Source organism: Arthrobacter sp. B055-34, assembly GCF_059090425.1.
Map to the genome: position 1 here is coordinate 18,608 of NZ_JBNHFQ010000016.1, position 21,512 is coordinate 40,119.

At 66.2% G+C, this 21,512-nt stretch carries 23 protein-coding genes and 2 tRNA genes; 10 read left to right on the plus strand and 15 right to left on the minus strand.

Annotated features, from left to right (window positions below):
- Positions 1 to 152: 152 nt before the first annotated feature.
- From rlmB to AC5RWO_RS20775, 5 genes are all read right to left on the minus strand, one after another.
- A complete protein-coding gene (gene rlmB / locus AC5RWO_RS20755; protein ID WP_498733738.1) occupies positions 153 to 1,136 on the minus strand; it encodes a 23S rRNA (guanosine(2251)-2'-O)-methyltransferase RlmB in 984 nt (327 codons plus the stop codon).
- A 98-nt stretch (positions 1,137 to 1,234) separates the two neighbouring features.
- On the minus strand, positions 1,235 to 2,695 hold the full coding sequence (gene cysS / locus AC5RWO_RS20760) for a cysteine--tRNA ligase (RefSeq protein WP_498733741.1): 1,461 nt from the start codon (positions 2,693 to 2,695) through the stop codon (positions 1,235 to 1,237).
- 16 nt (positions 2,696 to 2,711) lie between these two features.
- Positions 2,712 to 3,218: a 2-C-methyl-D-erythritol 2,4-cyclodiphosphate synthase gene (ispF, locus tag AC5RWO_RS20765; protein WP_074699805.1), complete on the minus strand. Its 507-nt coding sequence runs from the start codon at positions 3,216 to 3,218 to the stop codon at positions 2,712 to 2,714.
- A gap of 3 nt (positions 3,219 to 3,221) precedes the next feature.
- Positions 3,222 to 4,016 carry a 2-C-methyl-D-erythritol 4-phosphate cytidylyltransferase gene (gene ispD, locus AC5RWO_RS20770; RefSeq protein WP_498733743.1) on the minus strand — a complete coding sequence of 265 codons (795 nt, stop codon included), beginning with the start codon at positions 4,014 to 4,016 and terminating at the stop codon, positions 3,222 to 3,224.
- An 86-nt stretch (positions 4,017 to 4,102) separates the two neighbouring features.
- Positions 4,103 to 4,585: a CarD family transcriptional regulator gene (locus tag AC5RWO_RS20775; protein WP_074699806.1), complete on the minus strand. Its 483-nt coding sequence runs from the start codon at positions 4,583 to 4,585 to the stop codon at positions 4,103 to 4,105.
- A gap of 277 nt (positions 4,586 to 4,862) precedes the next feature.
- Here AC5RWO_RS20775 and AC5RWO_RS20780 point away from each other — a divergent pair, with 277 nt between their 5' ends.
- Positions 4,863 to 5,405: a hypothetical protein gene (locus AC5RWO_RS20780; protein WP_498733745.1), complete on the plus strand. Its 543-nt coding sequence runs from the start codon at positions 4,863 to 4,865 to the stop codon at positions 5,403 to 5,405.
- Between the two features lie 94 nt (positions 5,406 to 5,499).
- Here the strand turns inward: AC5RWO_RS20780 and AC5RWO_RS20785 are convergent, their stop codons facing one another.
- Positions 5,500 to 6,180: a winged helix-turn-helix domain-containing protein gene (locus AC5RWO_RS20785; protein WP_074699808.1), complete on the minus strand. Its 681-nt coding sequence runs from the start codon at positions 6,178 to 6,180 to the stop codon at positions 5,500 to 5,502.
- A complete protein-coding gene (locus AC5RWO_RS20790; RefSeq protein WP_498733795.1) occupies positions 6,177 to 7,376 on the minus strand; it encodes a sensor histidine kinase in 1,200 nt (399 codons plus the stop codon). Before AC5RWO_RS20790 ends, AC5RWO_RS20785 begins: the two co-directional genes overlap by 4 nt.
- Before the next feature lie 173 nt (positions 7,377 to 7,549).
- Here AC5RWO_RS20790 and phoU point away from each other — a divergent pair, with 173 nt between their 5' ends.
- Positions 7,550 to 8,209, plus strand: coding sequence for a phosphate signaling complex protein PhoU (gene phoU, locus AC5RWO_RS20795; protein ID WP_498733746.1), 660 nt, complete (start codon positions 7,550 to 7,552; stop codon positions 8,207 to 8,209).
- A 120-nt stretch (positions 8,210 to 8,329) separates the two neighbouring features.
- Here the strand turns inward: phoU and AC5RWO_RS20800 are convergent, their stop codons facing one another.
- Entirely contained in the window at positions 8,330 to 9,088 is a 759-nt protein-coding gene (locus AC5RWO_RS20800; RefSeq protein ID WP_498733748.1) for a phosphoglyceromutase, read from the minus strand.
- A gap of 338 nt (positions 9,089 to 9,426) precedes the next feature.
- Between AC5RWO_RS20800 and AC5RWO_RS20805 the strand changes: the two genes are divergently transcribed.
- Complete coding sequence (locus AC5RWO_RS20805) at positions 9,427 to 10,161, plus strand: class I SAM-dependent methyltransferase (RefSeq protein ID WP_498733797.1); 735 nt, start codon at positions 9,427 to 9,429, stop codon at positions 10,159 to 10,161.
- A 7-nt stretch (positions 10,162 to 10,168) separates the two neighbouring features.
- Here the strand turns inward: AC5RWO_RS20805 and AC5RWO_RS20810 are convergent, their stop codons facing one another.
- Both AC5RWO_RS20810 and AC5RWO_RS20815 read right to left on the minus strand, forming a co-directional pair.
- Positions 10,169 to 10,504, minus strand: a complete 336-nt coding sequence (locus tag AC5RWO_RS20810) for a DUF2516 family protein (protein ID WP_498733750.1) — start codon at positions 10,502 to 10,504, stop codon at positions 10,169 to 10,171.
- Between the two features lie 28 nt (positions 10,505 to 10,532).
- Positions 10,533 to 11,690, minus strand: coding sequence for a trans-sulfuration enzyme family protein (locus AC5RWO_RS20815; protein WP_498733752.1), 1,158 nt, complete (start codon positions 11,688 to 11,690; stop codon positions 10,533 to 10,535).
- Positions 11,691 to 11,771: 81 nt separating this feature from the next.
- Between AC5RWO_RS20815 and tmk the strand changes: the two genes are divergently transcribed.
- The 6 genes from tmk to AC5RWO_RS20845 all read left to right on the plus strand — a co-directional run bounded on the left by tmk (position 11,772) and on the right by AC5RWO_RS20845 (position 16,152).
- Positions 11,772 to 12,431, plus strand: coding sequence for a dTMP kinase (gene tmk, locus AC5RWO_RS20820; RefSeq protein WP_498733754.1), 660 nt, complete (start codon positions 11,772 to 11,774; stop codon positions 12,429 to 12,431).
- Positions 12,428 to 13,567 (plus strand): DNA polymerase III subunit delta', encoded by a 1,140-nt coding sequence (locus AC5RWO_RS20825; RefSeq protein WP_498733757.1) that lies wholly within the window; start codon positions 12,428 to 12,430, stop codon positions 13,565 to 13,567. Before tmk ends, AC5RWO_RS20825 begins: the two co-directional genes overlap by 4 nt.
- 27 nt (positions 13,568 to 13,594) lie before the next feature.
- Positions 13,595 to 15,133 (plus strand): alpha/beta hydrolase, encoded by a 1,539-nt coding sequence (locus tag AC5RWO_RS20830; protein WP_498733759.1) that lies wholly within the window; start codon positions 13,595 to 13,597, stop codon positions 15,131 to 15,133.
- A gap of 80 nt (positions 15,134 to 15,213) precedes the next feature.
- A tRNA-Thr gene (locus tag AC5RWO_RS20835) sits at positions 15,214 to 15,286 on the plus strand.
- 138 nt (positions 15,287 to 15,424) lie between these two features.
- A complete protein-coding gene (locus AC5RWO_RS20840) occupies positions 15,425 to 15,871 on the plus strand; it encodes a hypothetical protein (RefSeq protein ID WP_498733760.1) in 447 nt (148 codons plus the stop codon).
- A complete protein-coding gene (locus AC5RWO_RS20845; RefSeq protein WP_498733762.1) occupies positions 15,868 to 16,152 on the plus strand; it encodes a hypothetical protein in 285 nt (94 codons plus the stop codon). The genes AC5RWO_RS20840 and AC5RWO_RS20845 overlap by 4 nt, the downstream gene beginning before the upstream one ends.
- A 25-nt stretch (positions 16,153 to 16,177) precedes the next feature.
- Here AC5RWO_RS20845 and AC5RWO_RS20850 read toward each other — a convergent pair whose 3' ends face one another.
- From AC5RWO_RS20850 to AC5RWO_RS20870, 5 genes are all read right to left on the minus strand, one after another.
- On the minus strand, positions 16,178 to 16,642 hold the full coding sequence (locus AC5RWO_RS20850) for a hypothetical protein (RefSeq protein WP_498733763.1): 465 nt from the start codon (positions 16,640 to 16,642) through the stop codon (positions 16,178 to 16,180).
- Between the two features lie 5 nt (positions 16,643 to 16,647).
- Complete coding sequence (locus AC5RWO_RS20855; RefSeq protein ID WP_498733765.1) at positions 16,648 to 17,262, minus strand: bacterial proteasome activator family protein; 615 nt, start codon at positions 17,260 to 17,262, stop codon at positions 16,648 to 16,650.
- Between the two features lie 121 nt (positions 17,263 to 17,383).
- A complete protein-coding gene (locus AC5RWO_RS20860; protein WP_074703069.1) occupies positions 17,384 to 17,605 on the minus strand; it encodes a YbdD/YjiX family protein in 222 nt (73 codons plus the stop codon).
- A 5-nt stretch (positions 17,606 to 17,610) separates the two neighbouring features.
- Positions 17,611 to 19,908: a carbon starvation CstA family protein gene (locus tag AC5RWO_RS20865; protein ID WP_498733766.1), complete on the minus strand. Its 2,298-nt coding sequence runs from the start codon at positions 19,906 to 19,908 to the stop codon at positions 17,611 to 17,613.
- 172 nt (positions 19,909 to 20,080) lie between these two features.
- Positions 20,081 to 21,067: an NAD(P)H-quinone oxidoreductase gene (locus AC5RWO_RS20870; RefSeq protein WP_498733768.1), complete on the minus strand. Its 987-nt coding sequence runs from the start codon at positions 21,065 to 21,067 to the stop codon at positions 20,081 to 20,083.
- Between the two features lie 77 nt (positions 21,068 to 21,144).
- Between AC5RWO_RS20870 and AC5RWO_RS20875 the strand changes: the two genes are divergently transcribed.
- Positions 21,145 to 21,232, plus strand: a tRNA-Ser gene (locus AC5RWO_RS20875).
- Positions 21,233 to 21,512 lie beyond the last annotated feature (280 nt).

The window sequence follows — 21,512 nt, forward strand, 5'->3', positions numbered from 1 at the left end:
GGTGCGGGACTGGAGGTCCGGGAGGGACGGCCCTCGCTGCCCCGGCGCCCGGCGGTCTGCCTGCCGACGCTCGGGTTGGCTGTGGTGTTGATGGGAGTGACGGAATCGGCGGTGTTGGCCAAGGGTTCGCCTGTTCTGTTGGTACGGCGGCGCTATTGCGCAGCGCGCTGCCGGGATACTTCGTACAGGCTGATGCCCACGGCCATGGACGCGTTCAGCGATTCCATGTCCGAGTCGATCGGGATGGAGACAATCTGGTCGCAGTTCTCGCGGACCAGCCGGGACAGGCCCTTGCCCTCGGAACCGACCACGATGCACAGCGGCTCGGTAGCGAGTTCCAGCCCGGGCAGCGAAACGTCTCCGCCGCCGTCGAGCCCCACGACGTAGATGCCCAACTGCTTGAAGGCCTTGAGCGTGTTGTTCAGGTTGGAGGCCCTGGCCACCGGGACGCGCACGGCCGCACCGGCACTGGTCTTCCAGGCAGAGGCCGTCATGCCCACCGAGCGGCGCTCGGGCACAATGACGCCGTGACCGCTAAAGGCCGAGGCCGAGCGGATGATGGCACCGAGGTTGCGCGGGTCCGTGATGCCGTCCAGCGCGACAAACAGCGGCGCGTTGCGGATGTAGCCCTTCTTGAACTTGGCCATGGTTTCTTCGGCCAGTTCCAGCGCGTCCTGGTAGTCGTACGGCGGGATCTGCAGGACCAGGCCTTGGTGGACGGCGTCTTCGGTCATCCGGTCCAGTTCCGGCTTATGGGTTTCCATCACCGGGATACCGCGTTCGGCGGCGAGCTTCAGGGACTCCTTGACCCGGTCATCCATCTCCACCCGGACCGCGACGTGCAGCGCTTTCGCCGGCACTCCGGCGCGCAGTGCCTCCACCACGGAGTTGCGCCCGGTGACGACCTCCTCGGCGGTCTTGCTGCGTCCGCGGGAGGCCCCTGCCCGGCCTGCGGGCCGCTTGGCAGCGGAACGTTCGGCGAGTTCCTTGCCGCGGTAGGCCTTGTGGTACGGCCGGTCCTCCGCCTTCGGGGTCGGCCCCTTGCCTTCGAGGGACTTGCGCCCGTGCCCTCCGGTCCCCGTGGTGGGGCCCTTCTTGGTCTTGCGCACCGCTCCGGGGCGTCCTTTGTTGGCCATGGTTTTACCTTCGGTCAGTCAAATATGCTCCGCACCGGTCGGCGCGGGATCAGTTTCTAGCGATTCCCGTCGTCCAGGTCTTGCCTATGCGTACGAGTTTACCGGGCTGCCACGGTCCACGTGGGCCCGTCCGCGGAATCCTCCACCACGACGCCGGCCGCGGCCAGCGTGTCGCGGATGGCATCGGCCCTGGCCCAGTCCTTCGCTTCGCGCGCTGCCCGGCGTTCCTCGAGCTGCGCCTGGACCAGGGTGTCCAGCGCCTGGCGTGCCGCGATGTCCGTCCCGCCGGTGTTCCAGTGCGGATCCAATGGGTTGATGAAGAGCACGTCCGTCATCGCGAGCACCTGGTGCAGCGCCCGCTCTACCCCCTCGCTGTCCTTGCCGTCCAGGGCTGTGTTGCCGGCCCGCACGGTTTCGTGGATCACGGCCAGCGCCTGCGGCACGTTCAGGTCATCATCCATCGCGGCGCGGAAGGCCTCCGGGACATCGCTGCCCACGAAGCCGAAGTCTTCGCCATAGAGGAACTTCAGTGACCGCTGCAGGAACCCTTCAATACGTTCGACGGCGGCCGCGGCCTCCGTGAGCGAGCCCGGGTTGTAATCCAGTGCGGAGCGGTACTGCGCCTGGCCCAGGTAGTAGCGGACCACCACAGGCCGGGCCAGCTCCAGCATTTCGGTCGGGGTGACGATGTTGCCCACGGACTTGGACATCTTTTCACCCTCGTAGGTGACCATGCCGTTGTGCATCCAGAAGTTGGCGAAACCGTGGCCGGCGGCGCGGGACTGCGCCATCTCGTTTTCGTGGTGCGGGAACCGCAGATCCAGCCCGCCGCCGTGGATGTCGAACTCCGGGCCCAGGTACTTGGTGACCATGGCCGAGCATTCCAGATGCCAGCCGGGGCGGCCGGTGCCCCACGGGCTGGGCCAGCTGGCGGTGGCGGGCTCGCCTTCCTTGTAACCCTTCCACAGCGCAAAGTCGCGCGGATCCTTCTTGCCGCGGGGACCGGCGTCGGGCGCTGCCTGCATGTCTTCGATCTTCTGCCGTGTCAGCGAGCCGTACTCGGACCACGAGCGCACGTCGAAGTAGACGTCGCCGGAGCCGTCCAGCGCGGGGTAGGCGTGGCCGCGGTCGATCAGCAGCGCGATGAGCTGGTGCATTTCCGGAATGTGCCCGGTGGCGCGCGGCTCGTAGGTGGGCCGCTGCACGCCGAGGATGTCGTAGGCGCGCTCGAAGGCCTGCTCGTAGCGGTAGGCCAGCGCCCACCACGGCTCGTTGGGGACCGCCAGCGGGTCCTCCAGCGCTTCCGGTAGGTAGGAGGCGGCGGATTTGGCCAGGATCTTGTCGTCGATGTCCGTAACATTGCGGACCACGGTGACCTCGTAGCCGCTGTAGCGCAGCCAGCGGGTCAGCTGGTCAAACGCGATGCCCGAGCGGATGTGGCCCACGTGCGGATCCCCCTGCACCGTGGCACCGCAGTAGTAGAGGCCTACCTTGCCCGGCTCCAGCGGGACGAAATCGCGGACTTCTGCACTGGCGGTGTCATAGAATCTCAGGCTCACCGCTCCAGATTAGCTGTCAGGGCTGGCGAACCGAAACAACGACGGCGGTCGCCACCGCCGCGATCCCCTCGCCTCTGCCGGTGAAACCCAGGCGGTCGCTGGTCGTGGCGGAGACGCTCACCGGCGCTCCGGCGGCCTGAGTGAGGGCCGCCTCGGACTCGTCCCGCCGCGGGGTGAACTTGGGGCGGTTGCCGATCAGCTGCACGGCGACGTTGCCGATCTCGAACCCGGCGTCGCGAACGATCCGGGCGGCTTCGGCCAGCAGCGTGAGCCCGGAGGCGCCAGCGTATTCCGGCCGGTCGGTGCCGAAGTGGGTGCCGAGATCGCCCACTCCTGCGGCCGAGAACAGGGCATCTGCGGCGGCGTGGGCGACGGGATCGCCGTCGGAATGACCGGCCAGGCCTCGTTCGCCCTCCCAGTGCAGGCCGCCCAGCCACAGCGGCTGCGGGTCATCCTCGGGTGCGTAAGCGTGGACGTCCACGCCGATGCCGGTGCGCGGAAGCGGGTAGGGGAACGTGGCCACGGATCAATCCTCCATTGTCGGGGCAGGCTGGTTAGCGGTGGCCGGCTGGCCGGTTCCGGAGCGGGCTGCCACCAACGCTTCGGCGGTCATCAAGTCGAGCGCCGTGGTGATCTTCAGGGCCTCCGGCGATCCGGGCACCAGGAACACCTCGGTGCCTTGGCTTTCCAGCAGCATCGCATCGTCCGTGATCGCCTCGGCCTCCAGCGGCCCCATCGCGGCCAAGGTGCGGTGCGCGGCGGTCAGGGCGGCGGCGTCGAAACCCTGCGGGGTCTGCACTGCGCGCAGCCGCGAACGGTCCGGGGTTCCGGCCACTTTTTCGCCGGCGATGGCCTGTTGCCCGGCTGCGGAGGGAACGGCGGTCTTGATGGTGTCCGCCACGGGAACCGCAGGAATGACGGCCTTCGCCCCCGCGGCCAGCGCCTCGACCACGCGGACGAAAACTTCCGGCGGCGTGAGCGCGCGGGCGGCATCGTGGACCAGGATGCCGTCCAGATCCGGGCCCAACCCGGCCAGTGCCCGGCTCACGGAAGCGGCACGGCTGGCACCGCCCTCCACCACCGTCACGGGAACCCGCCCGGAAGCCCCGGCACAGACGGCCCGCAGCACGGAATCGCCCGCCGGTACGGCCACGCAAATCCGCTCCGCGATCCCTGAGGCTAGGATGCCCTCCAGCGCGTGCGCCAGGACGGTGCGTCCGGCCAGCGGTACTTGGGCTTTGGGCAGCCCGTAGCCAAGGCGTTGGCCGGAGCCTGCTGCAACAACAACGACGCCGATCCGCGGCTTGGAACTTCTGGGCACGGCCCAAGCCTATACCGGCATTGAAAAAGCGGCCGGTCCACCAGGACCGGCCGCTTTAAGTTCATTGTGCCTTGCAGGCTGCCGGGTTAGGAGGCCAGGACCTCGTCGAGCACTTCAGCTGCCTTGTCTTCGTCTGTCTTTTCCGCAAGAGCCAGTTCGGAAATCAGGATCTGGCGGGCCTTGGCCAGCATGCGCTTTTCGCCTGCCGAAAGACCGCGGTCCTGCTCCCGGCGCCACAAGTCACGGACTACTTCCGCTACCTTGATAACATCACCGGAGGCCAGTTTTTCCAGATTCGCCTTGTACCGACGCGACCAGTTGGTGGGCTCTTCAGTGAACTCGGCACGGAGAACGTCGAACACGTGCTCCAGGCCTTCCTTGCCCACTACATCCCGAACGCCAACCAGGTCTACGTTCTCTGCCGGAACCTCAATGGTCAGGTCACCCTGAGCCACGCGGAGCTTGAGATACATCTTCTCTTCGCCCTTGATGGTGCGCATCTTGATCTCTTCGATCTTCGCTGCACCGTGGTGAGGGTAAACTACCGTCTCGCCGACCTCAAATACCATGTGGACTTTCCCCTTTCCCGCCTACAAGTTTACCACGGAAAAAGGCCCTACTTCCCCGAGTTTGCGCTGGTCAGAGGCCCTCGGAGGGGCAAAATGATCCGCCTTATGGTCTTGACGGATCCGACGATTGATGCATCCCGGGGTCAGTCTGACGCGTTCTTTACGGGTGCCGAGTCCTGTTTTTTGGGCAATTACGGCTAGGCTAGTGACCGTGTTGTGCTTTCTGTCGCGCAACCGCCACTCATCTACAAAGCCTTTTGATTGAGGAGTTCCTGCTGTGAAGATTGCGCCGAAGAACCGTGTGCAGCGTGCCCTTGTAGCCGGCGCCGCCGCACTAGCCCTGCTGGGGACCGCAGGGTGCAGCGCCATCAATGAACAGGCGACTACGTTCTCCTACGCGGCCAGCGACGGCGTCGTGGCCGACATCGGCCCGATCGACCTGCGCAACCTGATGATCGTTGCCGCCGATGCCAAATCGCCGGGCCGCGTGCTGGGCACCGCCGCAAACACCTCGGACTCCCCCGTCCAGCTGAGCCTGGCCGTTGCCGGCAGCACCGCCAGCGTTACCGTTCCGGCCAACGGGCAGATCCGTTTCGAGCAGGATGAGAACGAAACGATCCTCAGCAACCCGGGCGGCGTTCCCGGTTCCATCGTTGACGTCACCGTCCAGGTCAACTCGGACTCCCAGGTTATCGGCGTACCGGTCCTTGACGGCACCCTGCCCGAATACGCCGAGTTCGTACCCGGCGGCGTCCCGGCCGAAACCACCGCCCCCACCGAAAGCGCCAGCCCGGAGGCAACCGAAACGGCGTCGCACTAGCCGCTGTCCCCCCCCCCCGCCGGCTGGCCCGGACTGGACATACAAAAGGACCGCACCCGCAAGGAGTGCGGTCCTTGTTTGTGTGACCAGGGGTTTACGGCTCGAATTTGTAGCCGAGGCCGCGGACGGTGACCAGATAACGCGGGGCGGACGGGTCCGGCTCCACCTTGCTGCGCAACCGCTTCACGTGGACGTCCAGGGTCTTGGTATCCCCGACATAGTCGGAGCCCCAGACCCGGTCGATCAGCTGGCCGCGGGTGAGCACCCGGCCCGCGTTGCGCAACAGCATTTCCAGCAGTTCGAATTCCTTCAGCGGCAGGGAGACCTGCTCGCCGCTGACGCTGACCACATGCCGCTCGACATCCATCCGCACCGGGCCGGACTGGACCGTATTGGAAATCAGCTCTTCCGGCTCGCCCTGGCGGCGCAGGACGGCGCGGACACGGGCTACCAGTTCGCGTGAGGAATAGGGCTTGGTGACATAGTCGTCGGCGCCCAGTTCCAGGCCGACCACCTTATCGATCTCCGCGTCCTTGGCGGTCAGCATGATCACGGGTACGTTGGACCGCTGGCGCAGCTGCCGGCACACCTCGGTGCCGGACTGTCCCGGCAGCATCAGATCCAGCAGGACCAGATCCGCACCGGACCGGTCAAACTCCACTACGGCGTCCAAACCGTTGTCGACAACCTGTACTTCAAAGCCCTCTTTGCCCAAAAGATAGCTCAGCGGATCGCTCAGCGACTCTTCATCTTCGACAACCAGAATGCGGGTCAAGCACTAACTCCTTGCTCACGGGCGCCTGCGCCCTTTGGTGTTTCCCGGGCCGGTTCATTGCCGGCCTCGTCCTCGGAATCGGGCTGCTCCATCTCCGGCAGCCGGACGGTAAAGGTCGATCCCTGCCCGGGCTGGGACCAAACCGAAATTTCACCGCCATGCTGGGAAATGACGTGTTTGACGATGCTCAGGCCCAGCCCGGTTCCGCCGGTCTGCCTCGAACGCGCGGCATCGATGCGGTAAAAGCGCTCGAAGATACGGTCCTGCTCATCCTGGCTGATCCCGGGCCCCTGATCGGTAACCGACACCGTGGCGAGGCCGTCGCGGGTCCGCATGCCGACTCCCACGGTGGAGCTCTCCGGCGCATAGCGGATGGCGTTGTCGATGAGATTGCGCAGCGCGGTCATGAGCAGATCGGCGTCGCCGTAGACTTCGTTGTCCAGCTTGCCGCCCACCACAATCTTGATGTCCTTGCTTTCGGCCGGCAGCCGGTTGCGGTCCACGGCTTCGGCGACCACCGCGTTGAGGTCGACAGCCTCACCGGACTGCACCACGTCGGCACTTTGCAGCCGCGACAGTTCGATGATGTCCTGCACCAGCGCGCTGAGCCGTTTGGACTCCTTCTCCATCCGCTTGGCGAACCGGCGCACCGCAACCTCGTCATCCGCGGCCTCTTCAATCGCCTCGGCCAGCAGCGACAAGGCGCCGACCGGCGTTTTCAGTTCGTGCGAGACGTTGGCGACGAAGTCAGTGCGCATCGCCTCGGTGCGGGTGATTTCGGTCCGGTCGTCGGCCAGGAGCAGGATGTATTCGTCCCCGATGGGAGCCACCCGTACCTGCACGATGATCGTGCCTTGGCCCAACGGGCCGCGGGGCAGTTCCAGCTGTCGTTCTTCGATCACGCCGTCGCGGCGGACCCGTGCGGTCAGTTCCAGCAGTTCCTTGTGCACCACGGTGTGGCCGCGGACCAGGCCAAAGGCATAGGCCCCGGGGCTGGCACGCACTACGCCGTCGATCACATCAACAATCACGTAGGCACGTCCGACGACGGACAACACTTCCGCCGATCCATCCGGAATGGTCGGCTCGGCAACTTCGATGCGGTCCCGCCGCTGGCTCTCGCTCAGCCTGAAGGCGAGCACACCAAAGGCACCCAGCACGATGCCGGCCAGTCCGGCCAGCAGGCCGATCATCAGAGCACTCACGCCTCTAGCTTATGCCTACGAAAGCGCCACAATTACCCGTTCCAGTAGTAATCAAAGAGGGGTTCAACTAACGTTCACCTAGAGACGGGTAACAGTTCACCGGGCGCTGAAAGTCTGCTTGGTAAGTGTGACCACAACTATTGCAACAAGCGAAAGGACGCCCTGTGCGCAAGGTATTCCAGGCGGAGCTCCACCAGGTCGGCGAACAGCTGATCGAGATTTCACGGCTCGTAGCCGAAGCGATGGAGAAGGCGAACCAGTCGTTCGTTAACGCCGATATCGAACTCGCCCAGGAGGTCATCGCTGCCGATACGCGGATCGATTTCCTGCAGAACGACCTGGACGAACGCGCCATTGAGATCCTGGCGCTCCAGGGACCAGTGGCTTCGGACCTGCGCATGATCGTGGGGGCGCTGCGTATGAGTGCGTCGCTGGAGCGGATGGGCGACTTGGCCCGCCATGTCGCACAGCTGGCACGCATGCGCTACCCGGCGAACGTCAGCCCTGAATCGCTGCGCCCCACGTTCGAGGAACTCGCCGAGAATGACATCGCCATCGCCCGGAAGCTGACGGAGCTGCTGGACACCCGCAACCTCGAGTTGGCGCGGGACATCAACCGCCACAACGACCGCATCAACGAACTCCATGCCGGTATCTTCAAGGCCATTGCGGCTCCTGACTTCTCCGGCACGGCTCCCACCGCCGTCGACGTTTCACTGGCCAGCCGCTACTTCGAGCGCTTCGCGGACCACGGCGTCTCGGTGGCCCGCAAGGTCACCTACCTGGTGACCGGCGAATGGCAGCCCCACGCCGAGTCCAGCTAACCGTTCTCGGTCCGGGCGGCCACCGTCCGGCCTCAAGAAACCCTCCGGACCAAAAGCGAAGGCCGGCCCCAAGCGCAGTAACTGCGCTGAGGGCCGGCCTTCGGCGTATCGGTCAGCGGGCTACTTTTTGCCCTGGTTGGCCACGGCTTCGATGGCCGCCGCCGCCGCGTCGGCGTCGAGGTAGGTGCCACCGGCCTTCACGGGCTTGAGGTTTTCGTCCAGTTCGTACACCAGCGGGATGCCGGTGGGGATGTTCAGGCCGGCAATGTCGTCGTCGCTAATGCCGTCCAGGTGCTTGACCAGGGCGCGCAGCGAGTTGCCGTGCGCGGCCACCAGCACCGTCTTTCCTGCTTGCACGTCCTTGGAGATGTCCGATTCCCAGTACGGCAGGAAGCGCTCCAGCACGTCCTTGAGGCACTCGGTGCGCGGGAGGTTGCCGTTGAGGTCCGCATAGCGCGGGTCCCCCACCTGCGACCATTCGCTGGAGTCATCCAGCTTGGGCGGCGGGGTGTCGTAGGAACGCCGCCACAGCATGAACTGCTCGTCGCCGAACTCTTCGCGGATCTGCGCCTTGTCCTTGCCCTGCAGCGCGCCGTAGTGGCGCTCGTTCAGGCGCCAGTCCCGCTTGACGTCGATCCAGTCCCGGTCCGCCGCCTCAAGGGCAATGTTGGCGGTGACGATGGCGCGCTTGAGCCGCGAGGTGTAAAGCACGTCGGGCAGGATGCCCGCCTCGACCAGCAGTTCGCCGCCGCGCTTGGCCTCGGCCCGGCCCTGTTCGGTCAGCGGAACGTCCACCCAGCCGGTAAAGAGGTTTTTCTCGTTCCAGTCGCTTTGGCCGTGCCGCAGCAGAATCAGCTTGAAGTTCGAAGAGGCAGTCATGGCTGTAATCCTAGCGTTTACACGCCTTTCCCAGCCGTCCGCGACCGTGACGTTACGCACGCTGCTGCGCCGCGCCCCGCCGTCGTCATGCGGGCCTTCCCCTGCTGTGACCTGCGTATTTAGTTTCCGCCAGGGGGAATTACGACGGCGGTGGGCGGCCGCCGTCGTCATCCCGTGTTTCCGTGCGGCACTTATTCTTTTTCCTTGTGCCCAGCCTGAAGACTGCCCCCGCCGCGTCCGGCCTCACTGTGCAGTACCCGAGGGGCGGGCCCGGCAGGCCAGGCAAACCGGTCGGTTCGATCACGCGGGGCACCACCAACCCGAACCGGCTGCGGCGGATGGACCGCTGGCTCTCCGGGCCGAGCGCGGCCAGCGTCAAAAAGGCAGCCGACCCGCTGGTTATCGACCTCGGCTACGGCGCCGCGCCGATCACCGCCGTCGAACTCCACCACCGGCTGGCCAAGGTGCGCCCCGATGTCGAAGTGATCGGGATCGAGATCGAACCGGAACGGGTCCGCCGTGCCAAAGCGCTGGAGCGGCCGGGGCTGAGTTTCCGGCAGGGCGGCTTTGAGATCCCGGTGGCGGGGCGCCGGCCGGCGGTGGTACGGGCCTTCAACGTGCTGCGCCAGTATGACGAGTCGGAGTACGCCGCGCACTGGGACATGGTCCGGGCGCGGCTGGCACCGGGCGGGCTGTTCATCGACGGCACCTGCGACGAGATCGGCCGGCGCGCCACCTGGGTGGCCATTGCGCCCGAGGGGCCGGTGTCGCTGAGCATCTCGCTGCGGTTCGGCGCCTTCGACCGGCCCTCCGATGTGGCCGAGCGGCTGCCGAAGGCGCTGATCCACCACAATTTCCCTGGCGAGAAAATCCACGGATATCTGCAGGCGCTGGATAAGGCCTGGGCGGAGGCCTCCGTGCTCGCTTCCTTCGGCAACCGGCAGCGGTGGCTGGCGATGTGCCACAGCATGGCCGCGGCCGGCTGGCCCGTGCTGGACGGACCCTCGCGCTGGCGCCTGGGTGAAGTGACGGTGGCCTGGGCGGCAGTGGAACCGGGTTACCAGGGTTTGTAGGAGCCGTTTACCAGGGCCCGTAGGGACCGTAGGCGCTGCCGCCCGATCCCTTGAGCTCGTTCAGCGCCGGCTTCACATCCGCCAGGTACACGCAGGCCACGGCGACGGCGGCCAGCTGGAACAGCATCAACGTGCCCAAGCCTGTGCTCAGCAGCGACAGTGCGCCTACGCCAACGGAACCGGCGGTCATGCCGGTCCAGAACCCCTTGGTGCGCTTGAAGGCGGCTTGGAAGTGCTCGCCCTTACGGCCGAGGCAGTCGACCAGCGCCCACAACTCAATGCCCAGGGCAAGAATCCCCAAGCCGAAATACAGCCAATGCTGGAACGCGTAGACAAGTAGCACCTTCCAAGCCTAACCGTTCTTGCGCTTATCAGTCCTGCACTTTTTCCAGCGCCTGCTCCAAATCGGCCCACAGGTCGGCCACGTTCTCGATTCCGACGGACAGCCGCAGCAGGTTTTCGGGCACGCTCTCCGGTTCGTTGACGTGCCGGCGGCGGCGCTCGATCAGTGACTCCACCCCGCCCAGCGAGGTTGCGGGCAGCCACAGCTGCAGTGCCTCGGTAACGGCTTCAGCGGCAGCCGCACCACCACGGATCTGGATGGCAATGATGGAGCCGAAGCCGTTCATCTGCGCCTTGGCGCGCTCGTGCCCCGGATCGCCCGGCAGCCCCGGGTAGCGCACGGCTTCCACCCGCGGATGCTGCTGCAGTTTCGCGGCGAGCTCTCCCGCCGTCGCCTGCGAACGGTCAACCCGCAGTGCCAGGGTGCGCACCCCGCGCAGCGCGAGCCAGGTTGCGAATGGCCCGGCGATGGCGCCGTGCAGGGAACGGTGCGTGAGCAGCTTCGCCTGCAGCTCCGGGTTGGATGTGACCACGGCGCCCAGAACGACGTCGGAATGTCCGGCAAGATATTTCGTCACCGAATGGACGACGACGTCGACACCGACCTCCAGCGGACGCTGTCCCAGCGGGGTGGAAAAGGTGTTGTCGGCAACCACCAAAGCACCGGCGTCGTGCGCTGCCTTGGCCAGGACGCCGAGCTCGGCTATCTCGAGCATGGGGTTGGTGGGGCTTTCCAGCCACACCATGTCCGCGCCCTCCAACTGGGCCTTGACCGCCTCGGTATCCGCAATGTCCACGGTGCGGATCTTCACCGCGCCGCGCCCGGCCAGGTCTTCGGCCAAGGCCAGGCTGCCCTGGTAGCTGTGCTGGGGCATGACCACCACGCCACCGGCGGGAACCAGGGACAGCGCCGCGGCCACGGCGGCCAGGCCCGAGGCGAAGACCAGGGCAGGCAGCTCGGCGCCCTCAAGCTCGCCCAGGGTTTCCTCGAACGGGTCCCAGGTGGGGTTGGAGTAACGCCCGTAGGCGCGGTCGCCCGCCACGACTTCGCCGAGGCCGAAGAACGTCGAGGACAGCACCACCGGCGGGTTCACCGGGGAATCGTGCGTCCGCTCCGGGCGGCCGGCGGAAACCACCACGGTGTCCGGGGCAAGGTGGTCTGGATGCTGGGATGCGCTCTGGCTCATGACAGCAAGGTTAATCCCGCGGGCCGTCCACAGGTTAACTCATGACTCTGTGGCCGCAGCGAAGGACGGTACGCTAATTGGGTGACTTCCCCCGGTATTCCCTCCCCCGCTCGCGCCCGCGCGGGGTTGTTCATCGCGTTCGAGGGCGGCGACGGGGCAGGCAAGTCCACCCAGGCAGCTGCGGTCCAGGCCCGGCTAGAAGCCGCCGGGCACGCTGTATTGCGGACCCGGGAGCCCGGCGGCACGCCCATCGGCGAAAAGCTGCGCTCCCTGGTGCTGGACCATGGCCACGGCGAGATCGACGCCCGCACCGAAGCTTTGATTTTTGCCGCCTCGCGGGCGGCCCACGTACAGCAGGTGATCCTCCCGGCGCTGGAACGCGGCGAGATTGTGCTCTGCGACCGTTTCATCGACTCGTCCGTGGCCTACCAAGGTGCCGGGCGGGAATTGGGCATTGCCGCTGTGCGGGACATCAACCTGTGGGCCACGGCTTCGCTGCTGCCCGATGTCACGGTACTGCTCGACGTTGCGCCCGATGACGGCCGCGACCGGCGGTTGGCCGGTGAAGCGGCCGAAGACCGGCTAGAGTCCGAACCGGATGACTTCCACGGGCGGATCCGGGCCGCCTTCCTCGAACTGGCCGCGGCCCGCCCAGACGAGTACCTGGTGCTGGACGCGCGGGACGAACGCGAGGCCCTGACCACCGCCATCCTCAAGCGCATCGACGGATTGCTGGCATGAGCGTCTGGTCCGAACTGCCCGGCCAAGCCGCCGTGGTGGAACAGCTCAGCCGTGCCGCGGCAGCAGAGCGGCCCAACCACGCCTGGCTGTTCACCGGCCCGCCCGGCTCCGGCCGGTCCAACGCCGCGCGGTCCTTCGCCGCCGCGCTGTTGTGCGAGCAGCCCGATCCCGCCGCCCGTGGCTGCGGTGAGTGCCACGCCTGCCACACCGTTTTGGGCGGCACCAACGCGGACGTGTCCGCCATGGTGACGGAGAATGTGTCCTTCACCATCCGCGAGGTCCGTGACTGGGTCACCAAGGCCCAGGACAAACCGTCCTCGGGCCGCTGGCGCGTGATCATCATCGAGGACGCCGACCGTATGGCGGAGCGGACCACCAACGTGCTGCTCAAGGCCATCGAGGAACCGCCGCCGCGGACCATCTGGCTGCTCTGCGCGCCAAGCCCGGCGGACGTACTGGTGACCATCCGCTCGCGCTGCCGCCCCGTCGGCCTGCGCATTCCGCCCGTGGGCGATGTGGCCGAACTGCTGGTCCGCCGCGACGGCGCCTCTCCGGAGCTGGCGGAGTTCGCTGCCCGGGTTTCGCAGAGCCACATCGGTGTGGCCCGCCGGCTTGCCGCCAATGAGGACGCCCGCAGCCGCCGGGATACGATTGTGCGGCTACCGCTGCGCCTGCGCGGGGTTTCCGATGCCGTGATGGCCGCCGGCGAGCTGGTGGAAATCTCCAATGCCGACGCCGCCGCTGCCTCCGAGCAGCGCAACGCCGCCGAGCGCGAGGCCTTGCTGCACGCCCTCGGCGCGCCGGAAAAAGGCACGCTGCCGCCGGCCATGCGCAGCCAGCTCAAGCAGCTGGAGGACGAGCAGAAACGCCGGGCCAAGCGCAGCGTGAGCGACTCCCTGGACCGCGTCATGATCGACCTGACCACGTTCTACCGGGACGTGCTGGCCCTCCAGCTGGGCGCGTCGTCGGACCTGGTCAACGAGTACCTGCGGCCGGAGCTGACCACCTATGCGGAACAATCGACCCCCGAGAAGACGTTGGAGAGGTTGGACGCCATCGCGCAGACGCGCAAACGGCTCAGCACCAACGTGGCACCGGTACTGGCCATGGAAGCCATGGCTGTCAGTCTGCTTTAGATCCTTGACCACCCAGGAGAACAATTGATGCGCACCCTACCGCGACGATCCGGCGCCAGCGCCAAAACCGCAGCGGCCGCCGTCGTGCTTTTCCTGCTGGCCGGGTGCGGACTGCTGCCGGGCACAACTCAGGCCTCGCCGTCGTCATCGCCTGAAGTCATCGGCAGCGTGGACGAGCAGCTGATGCCCTACTACAACCAGTCGGTCAGCTGGGAAAGCTGCGAAGGCCGGTTCGAGTGCGCGGAGATCGAAGTCCCGGTCGATTATGCCGATCCGGACGGTGAGAGCATCAAGATCGCCGCGATCCGCAGCACCACCGACGGCGATTCCTTGGGTTCTATCCTGCTGAACCCCGGTGGTCCGGGCGGTTCGGGCTATGACACCGTGCGCGGCTCGCTGGAGCAGATGACCACCGAGGAACTGCGCGGCAGCTACGACATCGTGGGCTTCGACCCCCGCGGCGTGAAACGTTCGGCCCCGGTCACCTGCATGACCGACGCGGAGCGGGATGCCGCACGCGAGGTGCAGTATGACCTGGACAGCGATGCCGGCATCGCCGAAGCCAGGGAGGACGCCGCCGAGCTGGCCGAGAAGTGCGAGGCGAAGACCGGCGGAGTCCTGGCCCATGTGGACACCGCCAGCGCCGCCAAGGACATGGACATCATCCGCGCCGTGGTCGGGGACGCCAAGCTGAATTACCTGGGCTTCTCCTACGGCACCTTCCTCGGCGCAACCTATGCGGACCTCTTCCCGGAGCGGGTGGGCCGGATGGTGCTCGACGGGGCGCTGGATCCGTCGCTGACAAACGAGCAGGTGACGCTCGGCCAGGCCAAGGCGTTCGAAGCAGCGATCCGCAGCTACGCGGAAAGCTGCCTGGCGTCCGCTGAGTGCCCCTTGAGCGGCGACGTGGATCAGGCAGTTGGCCAGATCCAGGATCTGATCCAGTCCGTCGAGGCCAACCCGTTGACGGCCGAGGACGGCCGCCTGGTCACCGTGGGCACCTTCGTCTCGGGCTTCATCGTCCCGCTGTACAACGACGTGAACTGGCCGCTGCTGACTCAGGCCCTGGACGGCGCTTTCGACGGCGATCCGACGGACATGCTGTACCTGGCAGACCTGGGCGCCGAACGTCAGGCGGACGGCAACTACACCTCCAACAGCACGGCCGCGTTTACCGCCATCAACTGCCTGGATTATCCGATGGAATCCGATCTGGCGGGCATGAAGGAAAATGCGGCGGCCCTGGAGGAAGCGTCGCCAACGCTGGGCCGGTACCTCGCCTACGGCGGCACCACCTGCGAGAACTGGCCGGCGGAGCCGGTGCGCACCCCCGCCCCGGTTGATGCTGCGGGAGCGGATCCGATCCTGGTCATCGGGACCACCGGCGACCCGGCCACCCCGTACGAATGGGCCGTTTCCATGACGGAGCAGTTGGAATCCGCCTCGCTGCTGACCTACGAGGCGCAGGGCCACACCGCCTACGGCCGCGGCGACAGCTGCGTACAGAACACCGTGGACAGCTACTTCATCAAGGGCACGATGCCGGACGAGGGCACTGTTTGCTAAGCCGGTTTTGACCAGCGTGCCCTTGCTCTCCTATAGTTGTTCCTTGTGGATTCTGGCCGGTTATCCGGCCTGGAAGCCCAGCCTCCTTAGCTCAGTCGGTAGAGCGTTTCACTCGTAATGAAAAGGTCGCCAGTTCGATTCTGGCAGGGGGCTCATCCGAAAATCCCGTCGCATCAAGATGCGGCGGGATTTTTCTTTGCCCGCCTGTTGTATCCTGATTCCCACTGCCGGGGATCTTGGGGGAGCCTCGCGGGTGCTTCCTTTCGTTCTCCTCCGCATGGACAGAGGAAAATGAACGGCCATATCAGGTATCAGCTCGCCGACGGCGCCCCGCGGTATGGCATCCGCACTCTCGTAGACGACGGTGTGCCCGGCTCGGCAACCCGAACAAAATCCGCGGCCAGCCCGGGTGCCATCGCCCGGCAGGCAGCCGGGTTCGGCAGGGCGCATCTGGCTGCGGCGGCGGACTACCGCCTCAGCAGCAAATGGGCGGACACTGACGATCCGCTGCTGGTGGCCCTCCGTGCGAAGCATCCCGCGGAGTTCCAGGAAGCGCGGGAGATCGTCAGGACCGAGCTGGGTTCGGACTCCAAGTGGCTCGACGAGTCAGCGAAGATCTTCTACCGGAGCCTGAAGCCTGTGAACGGACGACGGCGTGCGGCCGGCAAGTCCACCGCGGCCTTGTCCAGCGTCTGGGCCTGTTCGTTCTGCTGGTGCTGCCGCCGCTGCTGCTGGTGATCACTGAAGCCCCGCTGGCCTGGCTGCTGGCCGCCGGCATCGTCTCGGCCGTGCTGGCCATCGCGGTCGGTGAGGCAATTACGGCTCGGCTGCGCGTCCCGGTAGCCCCGCAGGTCAGGAGGCTCTGGCTCAAGGAGCTGCGCCGGGACATCACCGACGCAACCTTGCTGGCTGTCCTTGCGCAGAAGGACATTGAGGTGGCTCCAAGGACCGCCGAGGCCGCCGGGCGGGGCTGGCAGAGCATCCGGTACGCCGCCGAGACCATCGACCGGCTGTACTGACACTTACCAACCGACGACGGCGCCGCTAACGGGTTTCAAGGTAGCGCTGCGCGTCCGCAACGTCCTCGATCACGATGTCGGCCCGCCGTCGTACGTTTTCAACGCTGGCCGAGCCGCTGGAGGGCGCATCGGAGTGTCCGGGGTCCAGCCGGATCATGGCGGCGGCCTGTGCGGCCGCGGCCAATGAGTTTCCAGCCTTGGACAGGCAGCGGTGGACGGCGGCCAGGTTCCCGCCGGGGATGTCCATGCCGTTGCTCGGATGCAGCTCGTGGGCCGCCATGCAGTAGGCACGCACTCGGGGCAGCAGCGCGGCGAGTTCGTCGGCGATGACCAGGAGCTCGCCGTAGAGTTCTTCGTCCTGCACGCCTTCGAGGACCTGGTGGTAGCGGTCCAGCCCGCGGCGGAACCGGTCATGGGTGCGCCGCCAGATGCCTTTGCCCAGTTCCTTATCGTCCCGCCGGGCCTGGCGGGCGGCTCCGAACAGCGCCACCGGGCTCAGAGGTACTGGCCCGGGGTGTGGGTGCCGGGGCCGGTCGGGTTTTCCGATTCCGCTCCGGCAGCGCGGCGCGGTTCGCCGTCGTTGCCGATGACGACGCCGGGGGCAATGACCGTGCCGGGCGGGAGCTGGCGCATCTGCATCCGCGCAGCCATCTGCTGGGTGGCGGCCTGCTGGGCGGCGATGGCGGTCTGGATACCGTGGAACAGCCCTTCGAGCCAGCCGACCAGCTGGGCCTGGGCGATCCGCAGTTCGGCGTCCGACGGCGTGGAGTCGTCGGTGAAGGGCAGATTGATCCGGTGCAGTTCGTCGATGAGCTCCGGCGCCAGGCCGTCCTCGAGTTCCTTCACGGAGCGTTCGTGGATCTCCGCCAGCCGGTTCCGCGCGGCATCATCGAGCGGGGCGCTGCGGACCTCTTCCAGCAATTGGCGGATCATGGTTCCGATCCGCATGACCTTGGCGGGTTCATCCACCAGGTCATGGAGCTGCGAGCCCTTCTTCCCGTTTCTGTCCGCTTCGTCGCGGGATTCGGCTTCCTCGGCGCGCTGCTGGTCAGGGGTGAGAGCTCCTTCGATGGCCGGTTCTTCCGTCTGAGGTATCTGCTCGTCGCTCATGGTTTCATCTTGCCAGAGGCCGAAGCTAAATCCAGCCAGCAGCACAACAAACAGCACCCGCCCCGAAGCCCCGGTGAGGAGCTCGAGGCGGGTGCCGCCGTCGTTGTTCAGTTGTGGGGCGCTAGCAGCAGCGGCCTTCCGGGTTGCGGTCCTGGCGGTCCGTCTTGTCCCGCCAGAACTCGCGCTCGGTCATGGGCGGGGTGCCGGTGTGGGTCCGCGCGTGGTGGTCCAGGTACGCCTGGTAGGCGTTCTCGCCCATCAGGGACTTGAAGTACCAGACGAAGCCCTTCCAGCCGGCGTGTGCTTTGCCGGCCGCCTGGTTGAATGCCTTGTTCGTGGACATGGTCATCAGTGCTTCGACCGTGCCAGCCGCTTGTCCTGGGGCAGTTCGTCCCAGCGCTTCTGCAGTTCGCGCTCCGGTGGTGTGGCGATGAAGCCGGCCGGCGCGTAGGTGGCCGAGACGACGGCGGGGTCCTCGTGCGACTTTTCGCCGCCCCGCTGCCAGGACTTGATGGTGGCGATGATGGCGGTGGCGATGACGATGATGGTCAGCACCACGAACACGATGGACAGCGTGCCCTGGACCCAGGTGTTCCGAACGACCGCCTCCATCGCTTCGACCGACCCTGCATTGCCCAGGCTGGTCTCGCCGTTGGCCAGCGCTTCCTGGTGCGCGAAGTGGTTGGCCCAGTAGCCCACCCGCACGTCCGGCGAGAAGATCTTCAGGATCGACGCCCAGATGGTGATCACTGCCGCGAAGGCCAGCGGGAGGGCGATGATCCACAGGTACTTGAACACGCCCTTCTTGGCCGCGATGGCCATGCAGACCGCGAGCGCGATCGCCGCGAGCAGCTGGTTGGCGATGCCGAAGAGCGGGAAGAACGTGTTGATGCCGCCCAGCGGATCCGTCACCCCGAGTATCAGGATGTACCCCCAGCCGGCCACCATGATGGCCGTGCAGATCCAGACCCCGGGGCGCCAGGACATGTCCTTGAACTTGGGAGCGAAGTTGCCGATGGTGTCCTGCAGCATGAAGCGGGCCACGCGGGTTCCGGCGTCGACGGCGGTGAGGATGAACAGCGCTTCGAACATGATGGCGAAGTGGTACCAGAAGGCCATCAGGCCTATCCCGCCGATCAGGCTCTGCATGATCTGGGCGAGGCCGACGGCGAGGGTCGGGGCACCGCCCGTTCGCGAGACCACCGACTCCTCGCCGACGTTGGCCGCCAGCTGGGTCAGCATGTCCGGGGTCAGGTTCACCCCGGCCAGGCCCAGGCTGTTAACGAAAGCCACCGCGCCCTCCACGGTCCCGCCGGTCGCAGCGGCCGAAGAGTTCATCGCGAAATAGATCCCGCGGTCAATGGAGATCGCAGCGACCAGGGCCATGATGGCCACGAAGGACTCCATCAGCATGCCGCCGTACCCGATGAACCGGGTCTGCTTCTCTTTGTGGACCATCTTCGGCGTGGTGCCCGAAGAGATCAGCGCGTGGAAGCCGGACAAGGCGCCGCAGGCAATGGTCACGAACAGGAACGGCCACAGGGAGCCGGGTACTACCGGCCCATCGGTCCGGCCGGCGAACTCGCTGATGGCGGGGATGTTGATTTCCGGACGCACCAGCACGATGGCCACGGCCAGCATGACAATGGTGCCGATCTTCATGAAGGTGGAGAGGTAGTCGCGCGGGGCCAGCAGCAGCCACACCGGAAGCACCGCGGCGATGAAGCCGTAGATGATGATGCCCCAGGCGATGGTGATGCGGTCCAGCGTGAAGACGGCTACGCCCCAGTCGGTTTCGGCAATCATGCCGCCACCGATGATCGCAGCGATCAGCAGCACGAAACCGATGATCGAGATCTCGCTGACCTTGCCGGGGCGGATGAAGCGCAGGTAGATGCCCATGAAGATGGCGATCGGGATAGTCATGGAAACCGAGAAGACGCCCCATGGGGATTCGCCCAGTGCATTGACCACTACGAGGGCCAGGATGGCGACGATGATGATCATGATGGCCAGCGTGGCGATCAGGGCGGCGGTGCCGCCGATCAGGCCCAGCTCTTCGCGCGCCATCTGGCCCAGCGAGCGTCCGCCGCGGCGCATGGAGAAGAACAGCACCAGGTAGTCTTGCACCGCGCCGGCCAGAATCACGCCGATAATGATCCAGATGGTGCCGGGGAGGTAGCCCATCTGGGCGGCGAGGATGGGACCGACCAGCGGTCCGGCCCCGGCGATCGCGGCGAAGTGGTGCCCGTACAGCACCCGGCGGTCCGTGACCACATAGTCTTTGCCGTCCGCCTTGTACTCCGCCGGCGTGGCCCGTTTGTCGTTGGGCCTGGTGATCTTGTTCTCGATGAACTTCGAATAGAAGCGGTAGAAGATCAGGTAGGTGCACACCGCGGCGAAGACGAACCAGATGGCGTTGACGGTTTCGCCCCGTACAAAGGCGAGCATCGTCCAGGCCACGCCGCCCAGCAGCGCGATGGCTATCCACATGGCGATCTTCAGCGGCGGCCACCGGCGCTCCTCAGCGGCGGCGATCTCCGGGTCGAGGGCTACCGGTGGAAGGTTGGGATCCTGGACCAGGACGGCTGAATCACGGTCCGGGTCCGGATCCGGCGCGGATCCTGCTGTGGGTGTTTGGCTCATCATTGCTCCCTGTTGAGACGCACGGCGGATAAAAAGCTTACTGTTCAGCAATCTAACAGCAGCGTGCATCAAGTCACAGGGATTCGGCCTGCCAAGAGCCGAGCAGGCTGGAGTATGCGCCCAGCGGGCCTCCCGCGGCGGGGCCGCTGGTTTTCGACCTTGCCAGACGGGGCTAGGCGGCCGCGGTGGTGAGCAGGATCTTGCCGATGTGCTCGCCCGAGTCGAAATACTCGTGCGCCTCGGCCGCCGACGCCAGCGGATAGGTCCGGCCCACCTGCGCGGCGATATCCCCCGAGGCGACCAGCGGCCAGACATGGGTCATGACGGCCCGGACGATCGCGGACTTTTCCTCCACCGGCCGCGAGCGCAGCGTGGTGCCGATGACGGCGGCGCGCTTGGACATCAGCTGGCCGAGGTTCAGTTCCGCCTTGGCGCCGCCCTGCAGCCCGATGACCACCAGCCGGCCGGAGGTTGCCAGGGCATCCAGATTGCGCTGCAGGTATTTCGCTCCGACGACGTCGAGAATCACGTCAGCGCCGCGGCCACCGGTGGCTTCTTTGACCTTGGCGACAAAGTCCTCTTCCTTGTAGTTGATGAGGACCTGGGCACCCAGGGGACGTACGACGTCGAGCTTGGCTTGGGAGCCGGCAGTCACCATGGGCAGGCCACCGAACGCGCGGACCATCTGGACCGCCATCGTGCCGATGCCGCCGCCGCCACCGTGGATGAGCACGCTTTCGCCCGCCTGCACCCCGGCCGCCATAAAGAGATTGGAGAAGATGGTGGCCGTCACTTCCGGCAGCGCCGCCGCCGTGACCAGGTCCACTCCTTCGGGCACGGTCATGAGTTGGCCTGCAGGCACCGCAACCTGTTCGGCATACCCGCCGCCGGCCAGCAAGGCGCAGACCTCGTCGCCGACCTGCCAACCGGTGACGTCTTCGCCGAGCGCACCGATGCGGCCGGAAACCTCCAGGCCGGGAATGTCCGAGGCGCCGGGCGGCGGCGGGTAGACTCCGCGGCGCTGCTGCACGTCAGCGCGGTTCAAACCGGCAGCAACGACGTCGACAATCACCTCGCCCGGCTTCGGCACCGGCGGCTGGACCTCACGGACCTCGATGACCTCGGGACCGCCTGAGCCTTCGTAAAAAACCGCCTTCATTCACGCCTCCTGGTGCACGCCGAAAACCGGCCGGAGTTTTGATATCTCCGGCCCCTCCGTGACACACTACTAGGCAGGGAAGGTTGTCCGAGCGGCCGAAGGAGCTGGTCTTGAAAACCAGTAGGCGGTAACCCCGTCTCATGGGTTCAAATCCCATACCTTCCGCTCCCTGTTACTCAAGGGCCCCGGTTCCCGGGGTCCTTGAGTAATTTAATCGCCGACAATGTTTCGCGGGCCGCGGCTTTTGTCAAGACTTTCCAAGCCTCGGGGACGTTCCGAAGCCCTTCTTTCACAGAACTATTCCCTTGGTACTACCCGCGCGGTAACCTCTCGTTCATCCTGCTGGGCTGGGATGGCCAGGTGCGCTCGCACACCATCACTGCCTTGCTGCCGGACCGGCTCGCCTTGGGTGCCGTCCTCCGGCACACCTTTATGGGGAACCGAA

Excerpts from the sequence above, each read along its gene's own strand:
- rlmB (WP_498733738.1), bottom strand. The coding sequence starts at position 1,136 with ATGGCCAACAAAGGACGCCCCGGAGCGGTGCGCAAGACCAAGAAGGGC.
- AC5RWO_RS20775 (WP_074699806.1), bottom strand. The coding sequence starts at position 4,585 with ATGGTATTTGAGGTCGGCGAGACGGTAGTTTACCCTCACCACGGTGCA.
- AC5RWO_RS20800 (WP_498733748.1), bottom strand. The coding sequence starts at position 9,088 with ATGACTGCCTCTTCGAACTTCAAGCTGATTCTGCTGCGGCACGGCCAA.
- AC5RWO_RS20805 (WP_498733797.1), top strand. The coding sequence starts at position 9,427 with ATGGACCGCTGGCTCTCCGGGCCGAGCGCGGCCAGCGTCAAAAAGGCA.
- AC5RWO_RS20815 (WP_498733752.1), bottom strand. The coding sequence starts at position 11,690 with ATGAGCCAGAGCGCATCCCAGCATCCAGACCACCTTGCCCCGGACACC.
- AC5RWO_RS20825 (WP_498733757.1), top strand. The coding sequence starts at position 12,428 with ATGAGCGTCTGGTCCGAACTGCCCGGCCAAGCCGCCGTGGTGGAACAG.
- AC5RWO_RS20830 (WP_498733759.1), top strand. The coding sequence starts at position 13,595 with ATGCGCACCCTACCGCGACGATCCGGCGCCAGCGCCAAAACCGCAGCG.
- AC5RWO_RS20840 (WP_498733760.1), top strand. The coding sequence starts at position 15,425 with ATGAACGGCCATATCAGGTATCAGCTCGCCGACGGCGCCCCGCGGTAT.
- AC5RWO_RS20855 (WP_498733765.1), bottom strand. The coding sequence starts at position 17,262 with ATGAGCGACGAGCAGATACCTCAGACGGAAGAACCGGCCATCGAAGGA.
- AC5RWO_RS20860 (WP_074703069.1), bottom strand. The coding sequence starts at position 17,605 with ATGTCCACGAACAAGGCATTCAACCAGGCGGCCGGCAAAGCACACGCC.
- AC5RWO_RS20865 (WP_498733766.1), bottom strand. The coding sequence starts at position 19,908 with ATGAGCCAAACACCCACAGCAGGATCCGCGCCGGATCCGGACCCGGAC.
- AC5RWO_RS20870 (WP_498733768.1), bottom strand. The coding sequence starts at position 21,067 with ATGAAGGCGGTTTTTTACGAAGGCTCAGGCGGTCCCGAGGTCATCGAG.